The sequence below is a fragment of the Deinococcus terrestris genome (assembly GCF_009377345.1).
Taxonomy (GTDB): domain Bacteria; phylum Deinococcota; class Deinococci; order Deinococcales; family Deinococcaceae; genus Deinococcus; species Deinococcus terrestris.
The window spans coordinates 163,818-183,739 of record NZ_WBSL01000001.1 but is presented as its reverse complement, the minus strand read 5'-3'; the positions used below and the strand labels follow the sequence as shown (position 1 = coordinate 183,739).

General features: G+C 70.0%; 18 protein-coding genes. 8 read left to right on the top strand and 10 right to left on the bottom strand.

Annotated features, from left to right (window positions below; translation table 11 throughout):
• Position 1: 1 nt before the first annotated feature.
• From F8S09_RS00950 to gatC, 3 genes are all read right to left on the bottom strand, one after another.
• The gene (locus F8S09_RS00950; RefSeq protein WP_152868170.1) at positions 2-550 is read right to left on the bottom strand and encodes a hypothetical protein; all 549 of its coding nucleotides are present in this window, start codon (positions 548-550) and stop codon (positions 2-4) included.
• A 400-nt stretch (positions 551-950) separates the two neighbouring features.
• A complete protein-coding gene (gene serS, locus F8S09_RS00945; RefSeq protein WP_152868167.1) occupies positions 951-2,243 on the bottom strand; it encodes a serine--tRNA ligase in 1,293 nt (430 codons plus the stop codon).
• Positions 2,243-2,557 (bottom strand): Asp-tRNA(Asn)/Glu-tRNA(Gln) amidotransferase subunit GatC, encoded by a 315-nt coding sequence (gene gatC, locus F8S09_RS00940; protein WP_407643646.1) that lies wholly within the window; start codon positions 2,555-2,557, stop codon positions 2,243-2,245. The genes serS and gatC overlap by 1 nt, the downstream gene beginning before the upstream one ends.
• A 57-nt stretch (positions 2,558-2,614) precedes the next feature.
• Between gatC and F8S09_RS00935 the strand changes: the two genes are divergently transcribed.
• The 6 genes from F8S09_RS00935 to F8S09_RS00910 all read left to right on the top strand — a co-directional run bounded on the left by F8S09_RS00935 (position 2,615) and on the right by F8S09_RS00910 (position 8,337).
• Positions 2,615-3,481, top strand: coding sequence for a protease complex subunit PrcB family protein (locus tag F8S09_RS00935; RefSeq protein ID WP_152868165.1), 867 nt, complete (start codon positions 2,615-2,617; stop codon positions 3,479-3,481).
• A 135-nt stretch (positions 3,482-3,616) separates the two neighbouring features.
• A complete protein-coding gene (locus tag F8S09_RS00930) occupies positions 3,617-4,837 on the top strand; it encodes a toxic anion resistance protein (protein ID WP_152868163.1) in 1,221 nt (406 codons plus the stop codon).
• Positions 4,834-5,535: a nucleoside/nucleotide kinase family protein gene (locus F8S09_RS00925; protein ID WP_322618398.1), complete on the top strand. Its 702-nt coding sequence runs from the start codon at positions 4,834-4,836 to the stop codon at positions 5,533-5,535. Before F8S09_RS00930 ends, F8S09_RS00925 begins: the two co-directional genes overlap by 4 nt.
• Before the next feature lie 57 nt (positions 5,536-5,592).
• The gene (locus F8S09_RS00920) at positions 5,593-6,249 is read left to right on the top strand and encodes a phosphoribosyltransferase (protein WP_152868161.1); all 657 of its coding nucleotides are present in this window, start codon (positions 5,593-5,595) and stop codon (positions 6,247-6,249) included.
• 2 nt (positions 6,250-6,251) lie between these two features.
• Positions 6,252-7,562 (top strand): erythromycin esterase family protein, encoded by a 1,311-nt coding sequence (locus F8S09_RS00915; protein WP_152868159.1) that lies wholly within the window; start codon positions 6,252-6,254, stop codon positions 7,560-7,562.
• Between the two features lie 154 nt (positions 7,563-7,716).
• A complete protein-coding gene (locus F8S09_RS00910) occupies positions 7,717-8,337 on the top strand; it encodes a histidine phosphatase family protein (protein ID WP_194165180.1) in 621 nt (206 codons plus the stop codon).
• Positions 8,338-8,362: 25 nt separating this feature from the next.
• Here the strand turns inward: F8S09_RS00910 and F8S09_RS00905 are convergent, their stop codons facing one another.
• A complete protein-coding gene (locus tag F8S09_RS00905) occupies positions 8,363-10,240 on the bottom strand; it encodes an ABC-F family ATP-binding cassette domain-containing protein (RefSeq protein WP_322618397.1) in 1,878 nt (625 codons plus the stop codon).
• Between the two features lie 225 nt (positions 10,241-10,465).
• On the opposite strand from F8S09_RS00905, the gene F8S09_RS00900 reads away from it, so the two are divergent.
• Both F8S09_RS00900 and F8S09_RS00895 read left to right on the top strand, forming a co-directional pair.
• A complete protein-coding gene (locus tag F8S09_RS00900; RefSeq protein ID WP_152868153.1) occupies positions 10,466-11,989 on the top strand; it encodes a FecR family protein in 1,524 nt (507 codons plus the stop codon).
• Positions 11,973-13,454 carry a GGDEF domain-containing protein gene (locus tag F8S09_RS00895; protein WP_152868151.1) on the top strand — a complete coding sequence of 494 codons (1,482 nt, stop codon included), beginning with the start codon at positions 11,973-11,975 and terminating at the stop codon, positions 13,452-13,454. Before F8S09_RS00900 ends, F8S09_RS00895 begins: the two co-directional genes overlap by 17 nt.
• A gap of 90 nt (positions 13,455-13,544) precedes the next feature.
• Here F8S09_RS00895 and F8S09_RS00890 read toward each other — a convergent pair whose 3' ends face one another.
• The 6 genes from F8S09_RS00890 to nuoI all read right to left on the bottom strand — a co-directional run bounded on the left by F8S09_RS00890 (position 13,545) and on the right by nuoI (position 19,922).
• Positions 13,545-15,005 carry an NADH-quinone oxidoreductase subunit N gene (locus F8S09_RS00890; protein ID WP_152868149.1) on the bottom strand — a complete coding sequence of 487 codons (1,461 nt, stop codon included), beginning with the start codon at positions 15,003-15,005 and terminating at the stop codon, positions 13,545-13,547.
• Positions 15,006-16,430: an NADH-quinone oxidoreductase subunit M gene (locus F8S09_RS00885; protein ID WP_322618396.1), complete on the bottom strand. Its 1,425-nt coding sequence runs from the start codon at positions 16,428-16,430 to the stop codon at positions 15,006-15,008. It abuts the gene before it with no gap.
• An 88-nt stretch (positions 16,431-16,518) separates the two neighbouring features.
• On the bottom strand, positions 16,519-18,435 hold the full coding sequence (gene nuoL, locus F8S09_RS00880) for an NADH-quinone oxidoreductase subunit L (RefSeq protein WP_322618395.1): 1,917 nt from the start codon (positions 18,433-18,435) through the stop codon (positions 16,519-16,521).
• A gap of 8 nt (positions 18,436-18,443) precedes the next feature.
• Complete coding sequence (gene nuoK / locus F8S09_RS00875) at positions 18,444-18,746, bottom strand: NADH-quinone oxidoreductase subunit NuoK (protein ID WP_104991912.1); 303 nt, start codon at positions 18,744-18,746, stop codon at positions 18,444-18,446.
• A gap of 5 nt (positions 18,747-18,751) precedes the next feature.
• Positions 18,752-19,339, bottom strand: a complete 588-nt coding sequence (locus F8S09_RS00870; RefSeq protein ID WP_152868145.1) for an NADH-quinone oxidoreductase subunit J family protein — start codon at positions 19,337-19,339, stop codon at positions 18,752-18,754.
• Positions 19,340-19,382: 43 nt separating this feature from the next.
• Positions 19,383-19,922 (bottom strand): NADH-quinone oxidoreductase subunit NuoI, encoded by a 540-nt coding sequence (gene nuoI / locus F8S09_RS00865; RefSeq protein WP_152868143.1) that lies wholly within the window; start codon positions 19,920-19,922, stop codon positions 19,383-19,385.

The following is a 19,922-nucleotide window of genomic DNA, read 5'->3' as shown; positions in this document are numbered from 1 at the left end:
CCTACTGCTGCCTCCATCCGGCCCAGACGCCGAGTGGCCCGGCTCCCACCACACCGCAACGCGCCTTGTAGGGCAAGCCTGCCGGAGTGGTCCACCGGCTCAGGGGCTGGTCGGGGCCGTACACGTCTGGATCGCGCCTCTGCGCAGCCAGCCCGGCCGTAATGCAGCTCGCCACCGCCTGCGGGGTAAAGCGCCGCCCGGTCGCCAGCTTCAGGAACTCGGCGGCCAGCCGACGCTCACGCAAGTCCAGCGAGGTGCCCACTCGCGCCCCGTACTTCAGCAGAAAAACATTGCTGACCCAGCCGCCCGGCTGGACGTGAGCCTCTAGGGTCCATCCACGCGGCAACCGATAAGCGTATCCCACTCCTTGCGGCCACCCCATCGGCGTGAACTGCCGCTCCAGCCTGCACTCGTTTGCCCGGCAAAACGCCGTTTGCGCCACGTCTACCCGCTGGCCCAGCCAGGAGATCGGGGCATCCGCACCGCCCGCGAGTACGCCCCCACTCAGCAACGCCCCGACAACCAGCGCCGACCGCACACGCCCTTTCATGCTCTGGCAAGCTACACAAAAAAGGGCCAGGCCACCTGACCTGACGCCGCAAATCACAAGAAAGGCGCGACCGGGGGGCGAGAGGGCTTATCTCAGGGCTTGAATCAGGGCCGCCAGCCCACTGAGGGCCGTGCCGAACGCCACGAGAATCGCGGCGAACTCAGCAGGCTTCAGTGGTGACCGGCGGGGTTTTCTGGTACGCTTTTGCTGGTTAGGCAAAGCGACCACCCCCTTTCCGAAGCGCCCGGAGTTACGGTCCGGGCGCTTCCACGCTCCGTCTCGTTGTTCCCCCTCGCTGTTCCCCGGTTGTCATGCGCCCCGTCCCGAAGCGGGACCCGTCCATCGTAGCCGAAAGCCGGGGCCTCCTCTGCGGAAAGCCTCGGCTCGCTCCTCCTCCCGCCTACGCTGTCGCGGCCTCCCGCACGGGGACCCCCAGCACCTCGCGCCCGCCGAGGTAAGGGCGCAGCGCGGCGGGCACGCGAATGGTGCCGTCGGCCTGCTGGTGGTTTTCGAGCAGCGGCACCAGGATGCGCGGCGAGGCGATCCCGGTGTTGTTCAGCGTGTGGGCATAGACCAGCCGCCCCGACTCGTCGCGGTAGCGCAGGCCGGTGCGGCGGGCCTGCCAGTCGCCCAGGTAGGAGCAGGAGTGCGTCTCGCGGTACTTCTCCTCGCTGGGCACCCAGGTTTCGAGGTCGTACATCAGGACCTTGCCCGCGCCCATGTCGCCCGTGCAGTTCTGCACGACCCGGTAGGGCAGTTCCAGCGCCCGCAGCAGCGCCTCGGCGTTCTCCAGAATGCGGGCGAACCAGCCCAGCGCCTCCTCCTCGTCGGCCCGCGTCAGCACGTACTGCTCGACCTTACGGAACTCGTGGACGCGAATGAGGCCGCGCACGTCGCGCCCCGCCGACCCCGCCTCCGAGCGGAAGGCGGCGCTGATGGCGGCATAGGCGATGGGAAGTTGCTCGGCCGAGAGCTGCTCGCCCGCGTACAGGCTGTTCACGGGCACCTCGGCGGTTCCGGCCAGCATCAGCTCGTCGCCCTCGACCTTGTACACCTGATCCTCGCCGCCGGGAAAGTGGCCTGAGCCCACGAACGTCTCGGGGCGCACCAGCGCGGTGGTCGAGAGGGGCGTCAGGCCGCGCCCGCGCAGGAAGTCCATCGCGAACATCAGCACCGCCATCTCCAGCATCACCGCGTCGCCCTTGAGAAGGTACGAGCGGCTGCCCGACACCCGCGCCACCCGCTCGGGGTCGCTCCAGCCCTGGCGCTCCAGCAACTCGACGTGGTCGAGGGGGACGAAGGCGAACTCGGGCACCTGTCCCTCGCGGCGCAGTTCGACGTTCGCCGAGTCGTCCTTGCCGACTGGCACGCTGGGGTGCGGGAGGTTGGGCACCCGCAGCAGCAGCCCGCGCAGCCGCTCCTCGGCGCCGCGCAGTTCGGGTTCCAGCGCCTTCAACTCCTCCCCGAGGTCCTTGCCCTTCTGGATAAGTTGGGGGCGCTCGTCGGGGGACGCCTTAGGGACGAGCTTGGCGTTCGCGTTGCGCTCGGTTTGCAGGGCCTCGACGCGCTGCTTCATCGCCACCAGCTCCCGGTCGAGCCGTAGCAATTCCTCCAGATCGAGAGTCACGCCCTTAACCTGAATGGCGTGGCGAACAGCTTCGGGGTTCTCGCGGATGAATTTGAGGTCGAGCATCAGTCGGTCTCCACTGTACGCGGGACGCGGACGAAGCCGCCCTCCATCTCGGGGGCGAGGGCGGCCACGATGTCCTGCGCGAAGACCTCGCCAGGCACGTCGTCGCGCAGGACGTTGACGAGGGTGACGGGGCGCTGCATCTCCTCTGCCCCGGCGGTGTCCACGGTGCGGAGCTGCCTGAAGTATTCCAGGATGCGGCCGAGGTCGCCGCGCAAGGTGTCCTGCTCCTCGGGGGTGAGGTGCAGCCGCGCGAGGCGGGCGAGGTGCTCGACCTCCCCTGGCTCCAGCAGCGCCGAGCTGACGGGATCAATCATGAACGCGAGTATACGGGCGCTCATGCACGGTCAGCGGCCACGGGCGAGGCTGGGACCATGACCCGGATCCTCCTTCTGACCCTGACCCTGGGCGCGGGCACCCTCGCCGCCGCGCAAAGCGTCAATACCATTCCCGCCACACCCCTGAGCGCCCCCACCCAGACGGTCCCCGTTCAGACCACGCCGGAGCGCACCACCTACCCGTCGGGCTACACGGCTGCCCAGCTTCAGGCGGCGGCGGCAGCGCTCCAGGGGCTGCCCGGCCTGAGTGCGCTGGAACTCGACCCCACCCAGGGCCGCGTGCGCGTCACCGTCGGCACCGCCGTGCAGCGGGTCGCCGTGCTGGGGCGGCTGACGCAGGCCGGACTGCCCACGGGCCTCGTCACCTTCGCCCCCAACGCGCCGGGAGCGACGGGTACGGTGACCGAGACGCCGACCACTCCGCCCGCCACGACGCCCCCGGTGGGGACCACCGACCCTATCGTCACCCCCGTTCCCGGAGGCCGCGTGACCGTCACCGAACTCGCCAGCGGCACCAACGCCGCCGTTTCCGACCCCGCCGTGCAGGTCGCCACGACCCAGAGTGCGCTGAATGCCCTGTACCGCGTCGCCTACGGCAACCAGACCGGGACGCCCGCCGTGCCCACCCTGCGCTCTGGCGAAACAGTCGTCGGCGTCTTCCTGGGGCAGCGGCCCACCGGGGGTTACGGCGTTCAGGTCACCGGGGCCAGCGTGCAGAACGGCGTCCTCACCCTGACCGTGAACATCCGTGCTCCGGGACCGGGGGCGATCACCACCCAGGCCCTCACCAGCCCATGGACGCTGGTGCGGGTGCCGGGGACCTTCACCCGCGTGCAACTCGTGGACGCGGCAGGGCGCCCGATTCAGCTCGGTACGGGTACCGGCACCGGTCAGGCCCGCTGACCATTCCCTCCCCTTTCCGACCCCACCCGCTCCGGCGCGTGGGGCTTTTTGCTGGCGACTGCACACGGGCGACTGGCCGCTCATTCACCTTTTCCCCGACGCAACTTCCCGCCCCCGTCCGGCGTACTGTGGGACATGAGTGCTGACAAGCCCGGCCCCCTGACCCCGCCCGACACCCTGCTGCAAGCGCCCGAGGCGGTGGCCCCGGTCCAGGCACAGGAGGCCCCGGAGATGGTGCCCCTCTCGGCCGAGGACCGGACCCGTCTCGACACGATGGCGCGGGCCTTTGTCGAGGACGTGCTGCACGCCGGAACGCACAGCCCCGACTTCAAGCGCAAGCTCGACGCCGTGCATGACCTCGGCGTGCCCGAGCAGCGGGCGGCGGCGCAGGTGTCCAGCCGGATGCTGGAGCGGCCCCTGCGGGCGACCAAGGCGGGCTCGCTCGCGGAGGGCAGCGACATCCTCAAGGGCCTGACCGACCTGCGGCGCACGGTGGAAGACCTTGACCCCACCCGCACGCCGACCGCGCGGGGCTTCCTGCGCAAGCTGCCGGGCGGCCGCAAGGCCGTGGGCGCGATGGACCGCTACCAGAGCGCCCAGAGCCACCTCAACGGGATTCTGGAGACGCTCTACCGCTCGCAGGACGAACTGCGCCGGGACAACGCCAGCATCGAGACGGAAAAGGTCCACCTCTGGGAAACCATGCAGAAGCTGCGCCAGTACGCCCACGTCGGGACAGCGGTGGACGAGGCGCTCACCACGCGGCTGCACACGCTGGAACAGACCGACCCCGAAAAGGCCCGCGTGGTCCGGGAGGAACTGCTGTTCGCGGTGCGGCAGCGGGTGACCGACCTGCTGACGCAACTCGCGGTGGCGATTCAGGGGTACCTCGCCCTCGACCTCGTGCGGCGCAATAACCTCGAACTGATCAAGGGGGTGGACCGGGCGACCACCACGACGGTGAGTGCGCTGCGGACCGCCATCATGGTCGCGCAGGCGCTGGGCACCCAGCAGGCGGTGCTGGGTCAGGTCACGGCGATCAACGACACGACGGGCAAGATGATCGGTTCGACCGCCAGCCTGCTGAGGCAGCAGTCCACCGAGATTCAGCGGCAGGCGGGCAGCGCGACGGTGGACCCGCAGGTGATTCAGCAGGCCTTCCGCGAGGTGTATGGGGCGCTCGACGCGATCAGCACCTACCGCACCCAGGCCCTCGACCGTTTCAAGGACACCATTCAGGTGCTGGGGCGCGAGGTCTCGCAGGCCCAGACCTACCTCGACCGCGAACGCCAGACCGCCGCGCGGGACGTGGCGCAGGGCCTGAACGTGACGGAGAAGGGCGACCTGAAGCTGTGAGCGTCCGTGCAGGGCTGCTGGCTGCCCTCGCTGACCGCCTCGAAGCCCAGCCCGCCGCCCCGGTCCTGCGCGTGGCCGTGGACGGGGTGGACGGCGCGGGCAAAACCACTTTTGCGGACGAATTGGCGGAGGCTTTGCGGGCGAGGGGCCAAACCGTTATCCGAGCTTCGATAGACGGCTTTCATGCTCCCAGGGCCGTGCGCTACCGCCGGGGCCGCACCTCGCCGGAGGGGTTCTACCGGGACTCCTACGACCTTGCGGGCCTGCGCTCGGCGCTGCTTGATCCCCTTGGGCCGGGGGGCTCGGGGCGCTACCACACGGCAATCTTCGACCACACCACCGACTCGCCCGTACAGGAGCCGGAGCGGGTCACCCTGCCCGGCAGCGTCCTGATCGTGGACGGTCTCTTCCTGCACCGCCCGGAGTTGCGGGGCGTGTGGGACGATTCGGTCTTCTTGCGCGTCCCCTTCGAGGTGTCGGTGCCGCGTGGGGCGGCGCGGGGGCCGGAGTACGGCTCGCCCAACCCGCAGGCGGAGTCCAACCGGCGTTACGTGGAGGGAAATCGCCTGTATTTCCGCGAGGCCGACCCTGAGCGGCACGCGGGCGTGCTGGTGGACAATACCGACCTCGCCGCGCCCTTCCTCGTGCGGCTCTCCCCTGTGGGCGCCCCGCGTGAGGCCACTGCCCCAGCCGGGTAAAGCGAGTCGGGGTGGCGCGGGCCGGGCCACCTGTCCACAATCGGGGCGAGGTCCACCATGTCCTATCCTCCCTTCCTGAACCGCCGGGACGCGGGCGAGCAGCTCGCCGCCCGGCTGAGCGAGCGGGGCGCCTGGCCGAATACCACCGTCCTGGCCCTGCCGCGTGGAGGCGTCCCCGTGGGCGCGGAGGTGGCGCGGGCGCTGGGGGCACCGCTCGACGTGTTTCTGGTGCGCAAGCTGGGCCTCCCCGGTTACGAGGAGGTGGCGATGGGCGCCGTCGCCTCCGGGGGCGTGCGCTACCTGAACCATGACCTGATTCACCGCGCGGGGGTGACGCCGGACGCGATTGCAGCGGTAGAAGCCCGAGAACGCGCCGAACTCGCCCGCCGGGAGCAGGTGTACCGGGAGGGCCGCACCCCCGCCCCCGTCACCGGACGCACTGTGCTCCTCGTGGACGACGGCGTGGCGACCGGGGCGACCCTGCGGGCGGGGTTGCTGGCACTGCGAGCACTCTCCCCCGCCCGCGTCGTCGTGGCTGTGCCCGTCGCCCCACCCGAGACGGCCCGCGCCCTGGCAACCCAGGCCGACGAGGTGATCTGCCTCCACACCCCAGCCGACTTCATGGCCGTGGGCCAGTTCTACCGCGACTTCGCCCAGACGACCGACGAGGAAGTGCGCGAGGCCCTGATCCGCGCCGCCCACCCTCAGGAGTGACCATGACCGACCCCCTCCAGACCGCCGCCCGGCCCCTGACCGGAGCCTCTGCCGACTACGGCGCCCTGCTGGAACGGATCGGGGAGGCCCGCTTCGTGCTGATCGGGGAGGCCTCACACGGCACCCACGAGTTCTACCGCGAGCGGGCGCGGCTGACCCGGCGGCTGATTGAGGAGAAGGGCTTTACCGCCGTCGCCGCAGAAGCCGACTGGCCCGACGCCTACCGGGTCAACCGCTGGGTGCGCGGCCAGGGGGAAGACGGGGACGCGATAGAGGCCCTGAGCGACTTCTCCCGCTTTCCCCGCTGGATGTGGCGCAACGAGGACGTGGCCGAGTTCGCCCGCTGGCTGCGGGACTTTGGCGTGCGGCACCCAGGGCGGGAGGCGGGCTTCTACGGCCTCGACCTCTACAGCCTGCACCGCTCGGTCTCGGAGGTCGTGCGCTATCTGGAAGGAGTGGACCCCGAGGCGGCGGGCCGCGCCCGGAAGCGCTACGCCTGCTTCGACCACTTCGGGGACAACCCACAGGCGTACGGGTACGCCACCGAATACGGCCGCCAGGAGCCGTGCGAGGACGCCGCCGTCGCCCAACTCCTCGAACTCCAGCGCCGCGGGCCGGACACCGCGCACGGGCCGTTGGGCGGCGACGAACTTTTCTACGCCGAGCAGAACGCCCGCCTCGCCAAGAACGCCGAAAGCTATTACCGCTCCATGTTCCGGGGCCGCGAGGAATCGTGGAATATCCGCGACTCGCATATGGCCGAGACGCTGGCGACACTGGTCGAACACGGCGAGGCTGGGGGGCGACCGCAAAAAGTCGTGGTCTGGGCGCACAACTCGCACCTGGGAGACGCCCGCGCGAGCGAGATGGGGTGGGCGCGGGGCGAACTCAACCTCGGGCAGCTTGTGCGCGAGCGGTGGCCGGATGAAACCTTCATCCTCGGGCAGACCACCCACCACGGCAGCGTGACCGCCTCGGACGACTGGGACGAACCCGCCCGCACCAAACGGGTGCGCCCCGGCATGAAGGGCAGCCTGGAAGAGCGGCTGCACGCGGTCGGCGGCGACTTCTGGCTGGACCTGCGGGTGCCGGAGGTAGCGGACGTGCTGGGCGAGGAAACCTTGCAGCGCTTTATCGGCGTGATCTACCGCCCCGAGACCGAGCGCTGGAGCCACTACGTCCACACCCGCCCGGCGGCCATGTACGACGCCCTGGTGCACTTCGACCGGACGACGGCGCTGGTGCCGCTGGACGCGACCTCCGGGGTGGAGGAGGAAGGGGAGGTGCCGGACACTTACCCGGCGGGGTTGTAAGAGGTGGCGCTCGCTGATCTACGATGCAGCGTGTGAGCATTCAGATCAGCAGCGGCAACCTTTTTGCCGTCCTCTTCGCAGCGCCGCTCCCGAACCTTGATCCCCATATAGCCCTTGCCACACGCCTCATGGGACAACCCCAATGAGTGCTCTCGTGACACTCGTGCGACATGGCCGTACAGCTCATAACGCCGCAGGACGTTTTCAGGGCTGGGTGGATATTCCCCTCGATGAAAGTGGGCACGCGCAGGCTCGCCTGCTCGCTGCACGACTGGCTCAGCATGAGCGCCCCCCGACACGGCTGTACACCAGTGACCTTTGCCGTGCCCGACAGACAGCCGCACCCATTGAAGAGGCGCTGCACATCAATGCCGTCGTTACACCACAGCTACGTGAAATGAACATCGGCACCTGGGAAGGTCTGACATTTACAGAAATCGCTGCGCTCGACGCAGCCGCTTTTGAAGCCTGGCCTTTTCAGGGCGGGCCAGATGGGGAAAGCATGGATGACGTGGCGTGGCGCGTACGCGCTTTTTACGACGCCCTGTCACTTCAGGCAGGCGAACACGTCGTCATCGTCTCGCATGGTGTGACGATCACAGCGCTGCTCTGCACCCTGCTGGGCTGGAACACCCGCGAAGCCTGGGCCGAGAGGCGTGGCCTACACACCAATACAGCCATGACGACACTGGAAGTCAACGTCGAAGGTGGCGTTTCCTGTGCGCTGCTCGCCTGCGATATCCACCTTGAGACGCTAAGGTCTTCGCATATCTGATCGCCGACACGGGGGAGTCAGGCCCCTATCCCCCCCGCGCCTCCACCTCGGCCTGCTTCTCGCTCCAGGCGGTCATCTTTGCTTCCAACCGCACCTCGAGGTCGTGCGCGGCCTGCCCCAGCGCCACGAAATCGGCGTCCGGGGCGGCGGCGGCGAGGGCCGCCTGGGCCTCCTCCAAGTCAGCCTCCAAGCGGGCGATCTCAGCTTCCAGCGCCTCGACCTCACGCTTGAGGTGCCACAGGCCCTTGCCCTTCGGAGCAGGCGCCACGCTCGGCTTCGGGGCGGTCTTGACCTCCTCCACCACGGCAGGGCGGTGCTTCTCGCGGTAGTCGGCCCAGCCGGGGTACTCGTAGAACACGCCGTCCTCGATCAGCCAGAGACGGTCGGCCAGTCCCTCGATGAAGGCGCGGTCGTGGCTCACCATGAGGAGGGTGCCCGAATAGGCCGAGAGGGCGTCCTCCAGCGCCTCGACCATCTCCATGTCGAGGTGGTTGGTCGGCTCGTCGAGCACGAGGAGGTTGTGGTCCTCCTGCGCGAGCTTGAGGAGGGCCAGCCGAGCCCGCTCGCCGCCCGAGAGGATGCGGGCCTGCTTGTCGTGCTGGTCGTAGGGAAACAGGAAGGTGCCCAGCAGGTTGTGGGCCTCGAAGTCCTTTTGCACGTACTCGCGGGCCACGTCGTAGAGGGTTCGTCCGGGGTCCACCCCGCGCAGCGCCTGATCGTAGTAGCCCACGCTGACGCGGGCGCCCGTCAGCACCCGCCCGCGCGGATCGTCGGAGGGGTCCATGCCCAGCAGGGCACGCAGCAGGGTGGTTTTCCCCGCCCCGTTGCGCCCGATGATCGCCACCCGGTCGCCCCGGCGCAGTTGCACATTTACGTCCCGGAAGAGGGTCCGGCCGCCCAACGTCTTCGTGAGGTGCCGGGCGTCGAGCACCACGTCGCCGCTCTCCGGCGCGTGGAAAGTGATGCGGGTGGAGCGTTCCTCCGGGGGCGGGGCGGCCGTGGCGCGGGCCTGCATCCGGTCCACGCGGGCCTGCATCGCCTTGGCGCGGCGGGCGAGCTTGCTCATGCCCAGGCCCCAGATTTTCATGCGGTCGGCGCTGGACTGGAGAGAAGCGATCTGTTTGGCGTCCTGCGCGTGCTGCGCGGCCTGCTGCTCCTGTTCGGCGGCCAGCGTCTCGCGGAAGGTGGTGTAGCCGCCCTTGTAGAGGCTCAGCCCGCCGCCGCGCAGGTAGGCCGTCTCGTTCGTCACGGCGTCCAGGAAGGCGCGGTCGTGGCTGATGACCAGCACGGCGCCGGGGTAGCGCGAGAGAAAGCCCTCCAGCCACTCCACCATCACGATATCGAGGTGGTTGGTGGGCTCGTCGAGGAGCAGCACGTCGGGGTTCTCGACGAGCAGCGCGGCGAGGCCCAGGCGGGTGCGCTCACCGCCGGAGAGCCCGGCCACCGGGTCATTCTCACGGCCCCGGAAGCCGAAGGCCAGCGTCACCGCCTCCTTGCGGCTGCGGCGCTCGAAGCCCCCCCGGCGGACGTAGTGCTCCAGCACGGCCTCGTGGTGCAGCACGCTTTCGGGGGTGCCACTCGCCATCGCCGCCGCCGCCTGGCTCAACTCGGCCTCCAGCGCGTCGAGGTCGTGGAAGGCCGAGTCCAGCACGCTGTCCACGGTCGCGCCCTTGGGGAAGGTGGGGTCTTGCCGCAAGGCCCGCGCCCGCACACCCGGTGCCCGGCGCACGGTGCCGCCGTCGGGCTTGAGTTCGCCCGTCAGCAGCCGCAGCAGGGTGCTCTTGCCCGCCCCGTTGCGCCCCACCAGCCCCACCCGGTCGCCGGGCTGCACGGCGAAGGTGATCTCCGACAGCACGGTGAGGGGGCCATATTCCTTGGTGGCGTCCTGCAAGGCGACAAGCACGGCGGGCAGTATAGGGCGGGCTCCCTATGGGCGCGGTCCTTCGTGGTGTTTTGCCGAGTGCCCGGCAGGGGCGACCCGGTAGACTGGCCGGGTGATGCGGTTCCCGTCCAATTCGTTATTCAACCGGGAGACCGCCGGCTGGATCACTTCTTTCCCGGCGACCGTTGTGTTCCTTCTCGCTCTGCTCGGGTTGAACAGGGTGGTCACTGTTCAACCGGAATCCGTATGAGCCTGCCTCCCGTGCCCCGCGCCTCCCTGCCCCTGCGCACGGCCCTGCTCGCGGCGCTGCTGGGACCGGCAGCGGACGCGGCTTCCGGCCCATCCCCCCTCGTCAAGGCCGAGCAGCTTCAGGGCCGCGCCGAGACGCTGACGGGGGGTCGGTGGGTGCCCCTGCGGGTTCCCGCGACCGTCACGGCGGGCCTGCGGACGGGAGGCGACGGCGCAGTGTGGACCACCCTTCGCAATGGGACGACGGGCAAACTCCTCCTCGGCCCTTCCTCGCGGCTGCGGGTGACGGGCGGGCGGGCCGAGCTTCAGGAGGGCCGTTTCCTGCTGCTGGGGCCGCTGAGCCTGACGGCGCTGGGGCAACCCGTCACGCTGGACGCCGGGGCGCAGGCACGGGCCGACCTGGGTGTGGGGGGCCTCAAGCGGGTTGCGGTGCTGGCGGGCGGGGCGCGGGTGACGGTCGCGGGCAAGGCCACGCGGCTGAAGGCGGGACAGGCCATCGCTGTGGGCACCGGCCGGGTGACCGCCTTCCGCGAGGAGGAGGCTCCCTGGTACGCCCCCCGGCTGACAGGCACCGGGCGGGCCAGCGTGCAGGCCACGCGCGGCCCGGTGTACCTCACGGCGGGCGGCACGCGCACGGTGGCGCGGGTGGGGGCGACCCTGGACCCCGGCACCCGCCTGAGCACCGGGGCGGGTGCCTGGGCGGAAGTGGGCTTTCTGGGTGGCGGCTACTTGCGGCTTCAGGAGAACAGTGAACTGACAGCCACGGCGGGGCCGGAAGCAGGCACGACCACCCTGGGCCTGCTGCGCGGGCAGGCCTGGAACGTGGTCCGCAGTGGGGCGGGACAACCCGCGCTGGTGGGGAGCACGCTGCGGGGCAGCGCCTTCGCGGTGGGGGTTACTGGCCTGCGCAAGACCTTCGGGGTCTTTGCGGCGGCGACCGGGAATAGAGCGACCCCCCTGCCGAACTCGGCGCTGGACGCGCAGGCGCAGACGCCCCTCGTCCTGCGGCTGGACCCGGTAAGCAGCCCGGCGCGGTCCCTCGTCCTGGGGGTGACCACCCAGCCGGGGGCGGCCGTGAGTGCCCTGGTAGGAAGCCGGGTGCTGCCGCTCGCACCTGTGGCCGGGCAGCCGGGCCGCTTTCAGCTCGCCGGGGCCAGCCTCCCCGAGGGCGAGGCACGGGTGGAAGTCCGGGCCGACTGGCGCGGGCAGCGGCGCACCCGGCGGGTTACGGTCGTCGTGGACCGCACCGCCCCCACCCTGACCGGACTGCGGGCAGAGCGCGAGGGACGGCTGCTTCGCGTGACGGGCACCCTGCGCGACCTCGGCACTGCCCAGACCCGCGCCGGGCGCCTCACGCTGACCCTGCGGCTGGGCACGGACACCCAGACCCGCCGGGTGGCAGTGGGGCCCGACGGGGCGTCCGTGCTGGACCTCCCCCTGCCCGCCCCACCGGAGGGCACCCCGGTGCGGGTCACCGTACGCGACGAGGCTGGAAACGAGGCGTATGCGGTCCTCCCCTGAGCGCCGCCGGGGCGGTGGGGAACGGCCCCTCTCCCGGCTGACCGTGCCCGCCGCCGCTCTCCTGGGGCTGGGCGCAGGCCTGCTCTTTCCGCAGAACGGGCGACTGTGGGACAGTCTCAACCGTGCCCTTCCCGCGCCCCCGGACGGGCGGGTGGTGGTCGTGGGGGTGGACGACACGTCGCTGCGGGACTATGGGCCGCCCACCGTGTGGCCCCCCGAGCTGTACGCGCAGGCCCTGAACACGCTGGATCAGGCGGGGGTCCAGACGGTGGGCCTCGACCCCCGGCTCTCGGCGCTGGCGCGGACGCCGGACCTCGCCTGGGTGTTTGCCCGGCCCAACGTGGTGCTGTCGAGCACGCCCGGCGAGCCGCTGGGTGCCCTGGAGGGCCAGCGCCTCCCCACGGGCGTGGTGACCCTGGACCCCGACCCGAGTGGAGTGGTGCGGCGCTTCCGGACGGCCCTTCCCGACCCCTCGGGCGACCTGCTGCCCAGCTTCTCGCGCCAGCTGGCCGTGAGTGCGGGGCAGACGGTGCCGCTGGACCCCCAGCCCCGACTGCTGCGGCAGTTTCGGCGCGACGCCAGCCGCCTCGCCGCCATCCCGTTCCGGGACGTGGTGAACGGCAACGTGCGTTTCGGAGACCTCCAGGGGCGGGTGGTGATCCTGGGGGTGACGGCGGCCAGCGAGCCCGGCAGCACCCTGCTCGACCCCGCCGGGCAGCCCACTCCCCTGCCCGTGCTGCAAGCTCAGGCCGTGTCCACCCTGCTCGCGCCGCCGCCCACCCTGCTGCCGGGCTGGCTGGTCGCGCTGCTCGCGGTCACGGCGGCGGCACTGGCCGCGTGGCTGGGTGGGCTGTGGGGCTTCGGCATCGCGCTGGGCACGCTGGCGCTGGCGGCCCCGCTGTGGCTGGTCAACGTCTGGTTCCCCGGCGTGACCGTCTCGGTCGCCGCGATTCTGGGCATGGCCCTCGTCGCACTGGAACGCTGGTGGACCCTGCGGACGCTGGGCACCCGCGATCCCCTGACCGGCATGGGCAACCGCCTCGCCTTTACCCGCGCCGTCGAGCACCGCTGGCCGGGCCGCGCCGGGCGCCCGCTGGGCCTGCTGCTGGTGGACCTCAGCGGCTTCCGGGCCGTGAACGAGAAGTACGGGCGCGGCGCCGGGGACGAGGTGCTGCGCGACCTCGCCGCCCGCCTCCAAGCCCAGAAGCGCCGGGGCGACCTCGTCTTCCGCTGGGGACCGGACGAGTTCGCCGTGCTGCTCGACAACGTCGGCCCCGCCGAGATCGGGAGCCTCTCGGACAGCCTGATGGCCTCGCTGGACGGCCTGAGCTACCGCGACCTCCCCCTGCGGGCCTCGGTGGGGGCGGCGACCACCAGCCCGGACACCTCCACCCCCGCCGACCTGCTGGAAGCGGCCAGCCGCAGCCGCTACCGGATGAAGTACGGGCAGGCGCAGCGGGAGTAGGCGGCCAGCTTCCAGCCGCCAGCAAAAAGAGAGCGAGTGCCGAAGCATCCGCTCTCCTATCTAGTTGGTCGCTGGAAGCTGGCCGCTCCTCTACCGCCCCGCCAGCAGCTCCCAGATCGCCGGGTCCGCCACCCACCCGTACCAGAGGTTGGGCAGCAGTCCCAACACCGTGATTCCGGCGACGCCCAGCGCGACCGTCAGGTTGGTCGCCGGGCGCTGGCCGTGCGCGTACTCGCGGGCGGGGGTGCGGTCGGGCATGAACATCAGCATGGCGGGGCGCAGGTAGTACACCAGCGCGGCCACGCTCGCCAGCACCGCAAGGATGCTCAGCCAGACGTACCCGTTCTGGAACGCGGCCTGGAACGCGAGATACTTGCCGAAGAACCCCGCAAAGGGCGGCAGCCCCGCGAGGCTGGCGAGGCACACCGCGAGCGCGATGGCGTAGCCAGGGTGCCGGTAGTACAACCCGCGCAAGTCGTTGATTTCCATTCCCGCTTCCGTCCGTTGCAGCGCGGCCACAATCGCCAGCGCCGCCGCCGTCATCAGGGTGTAGATCAGGAGGTAGTAGCCCAGCGCCGCCCCGCCCAGTCCCGGCGTGCCCAGCAGGGTCATCGCCACGAAGCCGGTGTGCGCGACCGCCGAGTACGCCAGCATCCGCTTGAAGTTGGTCTGGAAGAGCGAGGCCGCGTTGCCGATGATCAGGGTCGCCGCGATCAAGATCTGGAGCGCCGAGGCCCAGAAGGGCGCGTTTTGCAGCGCCCCGCCGAAGACGCGCAGCATCCCCGCGAAGGCCGCAACCTTGACCACCGTGCTCAGGAACAGGCTGACCGAGGTGGGCGCCCCGGAGTACACGTCGGGCGTCCACTGGTGGAAGGGCGCCAGCGCCACCTTGAACCCGAAGCCTGCCAGCAGTAGCAGCGCCCCCCCCACCAGCAGCCCGAGGTTGCCGGGAGTCAGGCCCGCTGTCGCCTCCGCGATGCCCGCGTAGCTCAGGCTGCCCGTCGCCCCATACACCAGCGCGAGGCCGTAGATCAGGATGGCGCTGCCCGCCGAGCCCAGCAGGAAGTACTTCAGTCCGGACTCCTCGGCGCGGCGCGAGTCTTGCAGGGTCGCCAGCACGTAGCTCGCCAGGCTCATGACCTCCAGCCCAATCAGCATCACGATCAGGTCGCCCGAAAAGGCGATCAGCAGCGTCCCAGTGATCGCGTACATCAGCATCGCGTCGAACTCGGGAAAGCTCACGCGGGCGCGGTAGGCGGTGTCCAGGCTCACCAGCAGGGTCATGACGCTGCCCACCACGATGGTCAGGCCCAGCAGAATGGCCGCGTTGTCGGCTTGCAGGCCGCCGCCGAAGGCTGTCGCGGGCACCTCACCGGGACCGCTCCACAGCAGGCCCATCGCAATCCCACTCAGGACCAGCAGCGCGAGGTTGATATAGGTCAGCGTGCGCCGGGGCAGGTGAAAGCCCAGCACCGTGCTGGAAATGGCCCCGGCCAGCACCAGCAGGATGGGCAGCAGCGGCGCGAGGGCGATATCAGGAGCCGTGAGCATTCAGCTTCCTCCCAGGGCAGAGAGCACCCCGCGCACGGCGGGTTGAATCAGGTTCAGGGCCGGGGCCGAGTACACCCCGAACAGCAGGGCCACCGCCAGCGGGATGCCCAGCACCAGCCACTCGGTCTGCCGCAGGTCGGCCACCCGCACCGACCCCAGCGGACGCCCCTGCCAGAAGGTCGTCTGGAAGGCCGTCAGCGCGTAGGCGGCGGCGGCGATGGTGGAGAGCCCGGCGATAAAGGCCAGCCACGGCGCAACCTGGTAGGCCCCCAGCAGCACGCTGAACTCCCCGATAAAGCCTGCCAGTCCCGGCACCGCGATGGAGGCGAACCACAGCGCCATCGTCAGGCCGCTCAGGGCGCCCGCCTGCGTCATCACGCCGCCCACTCGGGTGTCCACGCTGCCGATGCGCTCCTGCAACATCCCCACTCCCAGAAAGAGCGCCCCGGTATACACGTTCTGAAAGGCCAGCAGGTACAGCGCCCCCACGGTGGCCGTCTCATTCAGGCTGAAAATGCCCAGCCCCACGATGCCCATGTGGGAGAGGCCCGCATAGGCCAGCAGCCGCTTCCAGTTCGTCTGCCGGAAGGCGATCCACGCGCCGTACAGCGCGGTAAAGGCCGCGAGCGCCATCAGAATCGGGCGCAACTCCAGCGAGGCGTCCGGGAACAGGGGCAGCGCGAAGGCGAACAGGCCGTAGCCGCCCACCTTGTACAGGGTGCCCATCACGTCGGGCACGCCGCTGGGATGGTTTTGCTCGTGAAAGTCGGGCAGCCAGGCGTGCAGCGGCCACAGCGGCAGCTTGACCGCCATCGCCGCGAGGAAACCGAGGTACAGCCACGTCTGCGCCGTGCCCTCCACCGGATTGGCGACGAGGTCGCGCAGGGCGAAGGTCGGGCTGCCCCCGTAGTAGCGCACCCCGATGATCGAGAGCAGCATAAGCAGGCTGCCCAGCAGCGTGTACGCCGCGAACTTGACGAGCGCCCGCATCCGCCCCGGCCCGCCGTAGATCGCGAGCATCAGGAGGGAAGGCAGCAGCGCCGCCTCGAAGAACACGTAGAACAGCACGAGGTCACGGGCGGCGAAGATGCCCAGCAACGCCGACTCCATCGCCAGCACCAGGGCAAGCATGGTGCCGGGATTCTCGATGCGGCGGGCCGCGTAGATCACGGCTACCAGCGTCATCAGCGCGGTGATCAGCGCGAGCGCGAGGCTCGGCCCCGCGAGTTCCACCGAGTAGGTCGCGCCCAGCGCTGGAACCCAGGGAGCGCTGTAGAGAGCGGCTCCCCCGTCACGCCACAGCCACAGCCCCAGGCCCAGGGTGAGCGCAGCGACGAAGCCCGCCACCTCCTCGCGCCAGGTACGCGGCGTGACCAGCAGCAGGAGCGCCCCCAGCAGGGGCAGGAAAATCATCAGGTGAATCACGGCTGCCCTCCGGGGCGTCGAGCGATCGAGGAGTCGAGGGGCCGGGCGGTTGACGGCTGAAGGCTGACGACTGAACGCTGACCGCTCCTCACGCCCCGCCTCCAATCGTCCGCAGCGCCCAGTAGCCCAACAGCAGGGCCGTGCCCAGCAGCATGGACACTGCGTAGGTCCGCACGAAGCCGTTCTGCCAGCGCGAGAACAGACCACCAGGAGCCGCGCTGTTGCGGGCCACGCCCGACAGCGTGCCGTCCACACCCCGGTCCACCGCGTCCAACCCGGCGGCCAGCGCCCGGCTGGGAGCCGCGACCAGCCCGTCATACACCCGGTCGAGGTACAGCGCGTTCGTGCTCGCCGCGCCCAGCGGCCCGGAGGCCAGCGTGCGGCGGCGATGCTCGGAATAGGCCCACAGCAGCCCGCCCACCCCGGCGGCCACCGCCAGGATCGTCAGCAGCCACTCGGTCGAGACGGGAATCTCGTGGGCGTGAACCGGAATCGCCCGGCCCAGGTAATCGTCGAAGGCGTGCCCGCCGCCCAGGAAGGTCGGCACATTCAGGAACCCGGCGAAGGTCGCCAGCGCCGCGAGGATGCCCAGCGGCACCTTCATCAGCCCGTCGGCCTCGTGCGGGTGCGCCACGTTGCCCCGGTACTCGCCGCGCCACACCAGGAAGTACCAGCGGCCCATGTAGTAGGCGGTCAGGAAGGCCACGCCCAGCCCGATCACGTAGAGGAACGGGCTGGCTTCAAAGGCGGAAGCCAGAATCGCGTCCTTGGAGAAAAAGCCGCTCCAGATGGGGATTCCGGCAATCGCCAGCACGCCCATCAGGGCCGTGATGTGGGTAAAGGGCATGAACTTCCGCATCCCGCCCATGCGCCGCACGTCCTGCTCCTCGTGCAGCGCGTGAATCACCGCGCCCGCCGAGAGAAAGAGCAACGCCTTGAAAAAGGCGTGCGTCAGCAGGTGGAACACGCCCGCCGAGTACGCCCCGATGCCCACCGCCAGGAACATGTAGCCGAGCTGCGAGACGGTGGAGTAGGCCAGAATCTTCTTGATGTCGTGCTGGTTGAGGGCCGACAAGGCCCCGTACAGCGCGGTCAGACCCCCAACCCAGGCCACCCAGGTGGAGGCCGTCGGCGCGAGGTCATACAGGAAGTGGCTGCGGGCGATCAGGTACACGCCCGCCGTGACCATCGTGGCGGCGTGGATGAGGGCGGAGACGGGCGTAGGACCGGCCATCGCGTCCGGCAGCCAGGTCGTCAGCGGGAGCTGGCCCGACTTGCCCACCGCGCCGACCAGCAGGAAGAGGCAGGCGAGTTCGATTCCGGCGAGGGCCACCTGCGCCCCCTCCACCCGCTCAGCGAGTTCAGGGATGACCAGCGTGCCGTACAGCCGGTAGATCAGGAACATCCCCAGCATGAAGCCGAGGTCCCCGATGCGGTTCATGATGAAGGCCTTACGGGCGGCGTTGGAGTTCGCCACGCCCTCGCGGTCGCTGGCCTCCCGGATATCCTTGTCGGACGCCTCCGAGTTGCGGCCCGAGAACCAGAAGCCGATCAGGAGGTAGGACGCCATCCCCACCCCTTCCCAGCCCACGAACATCAGGGGATAGGAGTCGGCCAGCACCAGAATCAGCATCATCGCCACGAAGAAGTTCAGGAACGCGAAAAAGCGCGTGAACTGGCGGTCGTGGCCCATGTAGCTCACCGAGTACAGGTGAATCAGGAAGCCCACGCCCGTGATGATCAGGGCCATCAGTGCGGAAAGCTGGTCGTACCAGAACCCCACCGACAGGTTGGCATTGAGCGCCATGTTGGGCAGCCAAGTCCACAACACCTCGCGTGCAGGTTCGTCTCCCTGGCCGAGGTAGCGCATCACAGCGATGACGAAGCTCGCCAGCACCGTGCCCGACGCGAGCCAGCCGCCCGTCTTGCCGGGAAAGAGGCGGGGAAAGAGCATCAGCAGCGCGAAGCCGATCAGCGGCAGCAGGGGAAGCAGATACAGGGGCACGCGCAGACTCAGCCTTTCAGGGTCGCGAGGTCGTCCACGTTGGTCGTCTCACGCTTGCGGAAGATGGCGACGATGATGGCGAGGCCGATGGCGACCTCGGCGGCGGCGAGCGTCATCACGATAAAGACGGCCGTCTGCCCGGCGAGGTCGCCCCACGACCGGGCAAAGGCCACGAGCGCGAGGTTGGCGGCGTTCAGCATCAGCTCCACCGAGAGGAAGATCATGATCGCCGTGCGTCGGGTCAGCACCCCGATCATCCCGATGGCAAAGAGCAGTCCCGAGAGGGCCACGTAGTAGGCGGTCGGTGCCATGTCCATCAGGCCCTCACCCCGCCTTCCGGGGCGGTGCGTTCGGGCGCCTCGCCGGGCAGCGCCACGCCCTCGGCGTCAGTCAGGCCGTCGGGCTGGGGCACCGGCCGCTTGACGAGCGCCACCGACCCCACGATGGCGACGAGCAGCAGGATGCTCACCGCCTCGAAGGGCAGCAGGAAGCGGGTCAGCAGCGTTTCGCCCACCGCGCCCGCCGTGCCGCCGCGCAGCGCCTCGGCGCTCTCGGCGAGCGGGCGGGGGTCGCGGTAGGAAAAGGCGATCACGGCGAGCGCCCCCGCCAGAATCACCCCGCCGAGGCCCGCCAGCTCCCGCACGAAAGGCACCGGGTCGCGCCCGGTGATGGGCTGATTGGCGTTGAGCAGCATAATCACGAAGAGAAACAGCACCAGAATCGCCCCGGCGTACACGATGACCTGCACCGCTGCCAGGAAGGACGCGCTGAGGCTGGCAAAGAGCCCCGCCACGCTCAGCAGGGTGCCCACCAGCCCCAGCGCCGCGTGAACGGCGTTGCGGGCCGCGACGGTGACCACCGCGCCGACGAGGGCGAGCGCTCCCAGAAGAATGAAGGCGATCATGGCTGCCCCCCGGCCGGAATGAAGTTGAGGTCAGTCGCCTGGGTCATGTCGGGTACTCCACCCCTTCCAGTTCCTTGCGGGCGCCGCCCTCCACCCGGAAGCCCCGGCGCAGGGGCTTGCCGGTGCGGGCGGCCTCGCGGCGCTGCGGCAGCGAGCCGTCCACGCCCACGAGCATGTCTTCCTTGCCGTACACGAGGTCGCGGTAGCGGTAGTCGGCCATCTCGAACTCGTTGCCCAGCACGACCGCCCCCGTGGGGCAGGCTTCCTCGCACAGTCCGCAGAAGATGCAGCGCAGCATGTTGATCTCGTAGACCTTGGCGTAGCGCTCGCCGGGGCTGGTGGGGTTCTGGGGGTCGTTCTCGGCGGCCTCCACGTAGATCGCGTAGGCGGGGCACGCGGCGGCGCACAGCGAGCAGCCGATGCACTTTTCGAGCCCGGTGCTGGGGTGGCGGGTCAGCACGTGCCGTCCCCGGAAGCGCGGCTGGAGGGTGGCCCGCTCTTCCGGGTAGCTCACGGTGACAGGCTTCTGAAACAGCTTGCCCAGGGTCACGCCCATGCCCTTGGCGATGTCGAGCACGCTCAT

Bases quoted from the DNA above. Each gene is read 5' to 3' on its own strand.
- F8S09_RS00950 (WP_152868170.1), bottom strand. From the start codon at position 550: ATGAAAGGGCGTGTGCGGTCGGCGCTGGTTGTCGGGGCGTTGCTGAGT.
- serS (WP_152868167.1), bottom strand. From the start codon at position 2,243: ATGCTCGACCTCAAATTCATCCGCGAGAACCCCGAAGCTGTTCGCCAC.
- gatC (WP_407643646.1), bottom strand. From the start codon at position 2,557: ATGATTGATCCCGTCAGCTCGGCGCTGCTGGAGCCAGGGGAGGTCGAG.
- F8S09_RS00935 (WP_152868165.1), top strand. From the start codon at position 2,615: ATGACCCGGATCCTCCTTCTGACCCTGACCCTGGGCGCGGGCACCCTC.
- F8S09_RS00930 (WP_152868163.1), top strand. From the start codon at position 3,617: ATGAGTGCTGACAAGCCCGGCCCCCTGACCCCGCCCGACACCCTGCTG.
- F8S09_RS00920 (WP_152868161.1), top strand. From the start codon at position 5,593: ATGTCCTATCCTCCCTTCCTGAACCGCCGGGACGCGGGCGAGCAGCTC.
- F8S09_RS00915 (WP_152868159.1), top strand. From the start codon at position 6,252: ATGACCGACCCCCTCCAGACCGCCGCCCGGCCCCTGACCGGAGCCTCT.
- F8S09_RS00900 (WP_152868153.1), top strand. From the start codon at position 10,466: ATGAGCCTGCCTCCCGTGCCCCGCGCCTCCCTGCCCCTGCGCACGGCC.
- F8S09_RS00895 (WP_152868151.1), top strand. From the start codon at position 11,973: ATGCGGTCCTCCCCTGAGCGCCGCCGGGGCGGTGGGGAACGGCCCCTC.
- F8S09_RS00890 (WP_152868149.1), bottom strand. From the start codon at position 15,005: ATGCTCACGGCTCCTGATATCGCCCTCGCGCCGCTGCTGCCCATCCTG.
- nuoK (WP_104991912.1), bottom strand. From the start codon at position 18,746: ATGGCACCGACCGCCTACTACGTGGCCCTCTCGGGACTGCTCTTTGCC.
- F8S09_RS00870 (WP_152868145.1), bottom strand. From the start codon at position 19,339: ATGATCGCCTTCATTCTTCTGGGAGCGCTCGCCCTCGTCGGCGCGGTG.
- nuoI (WP_152868143.1), bottom strand. From the start codon at position 19,922: ATGAGCGTGCTCGACATCGCCAAGGGCATGGGCGTGACCCTGGGCAAG.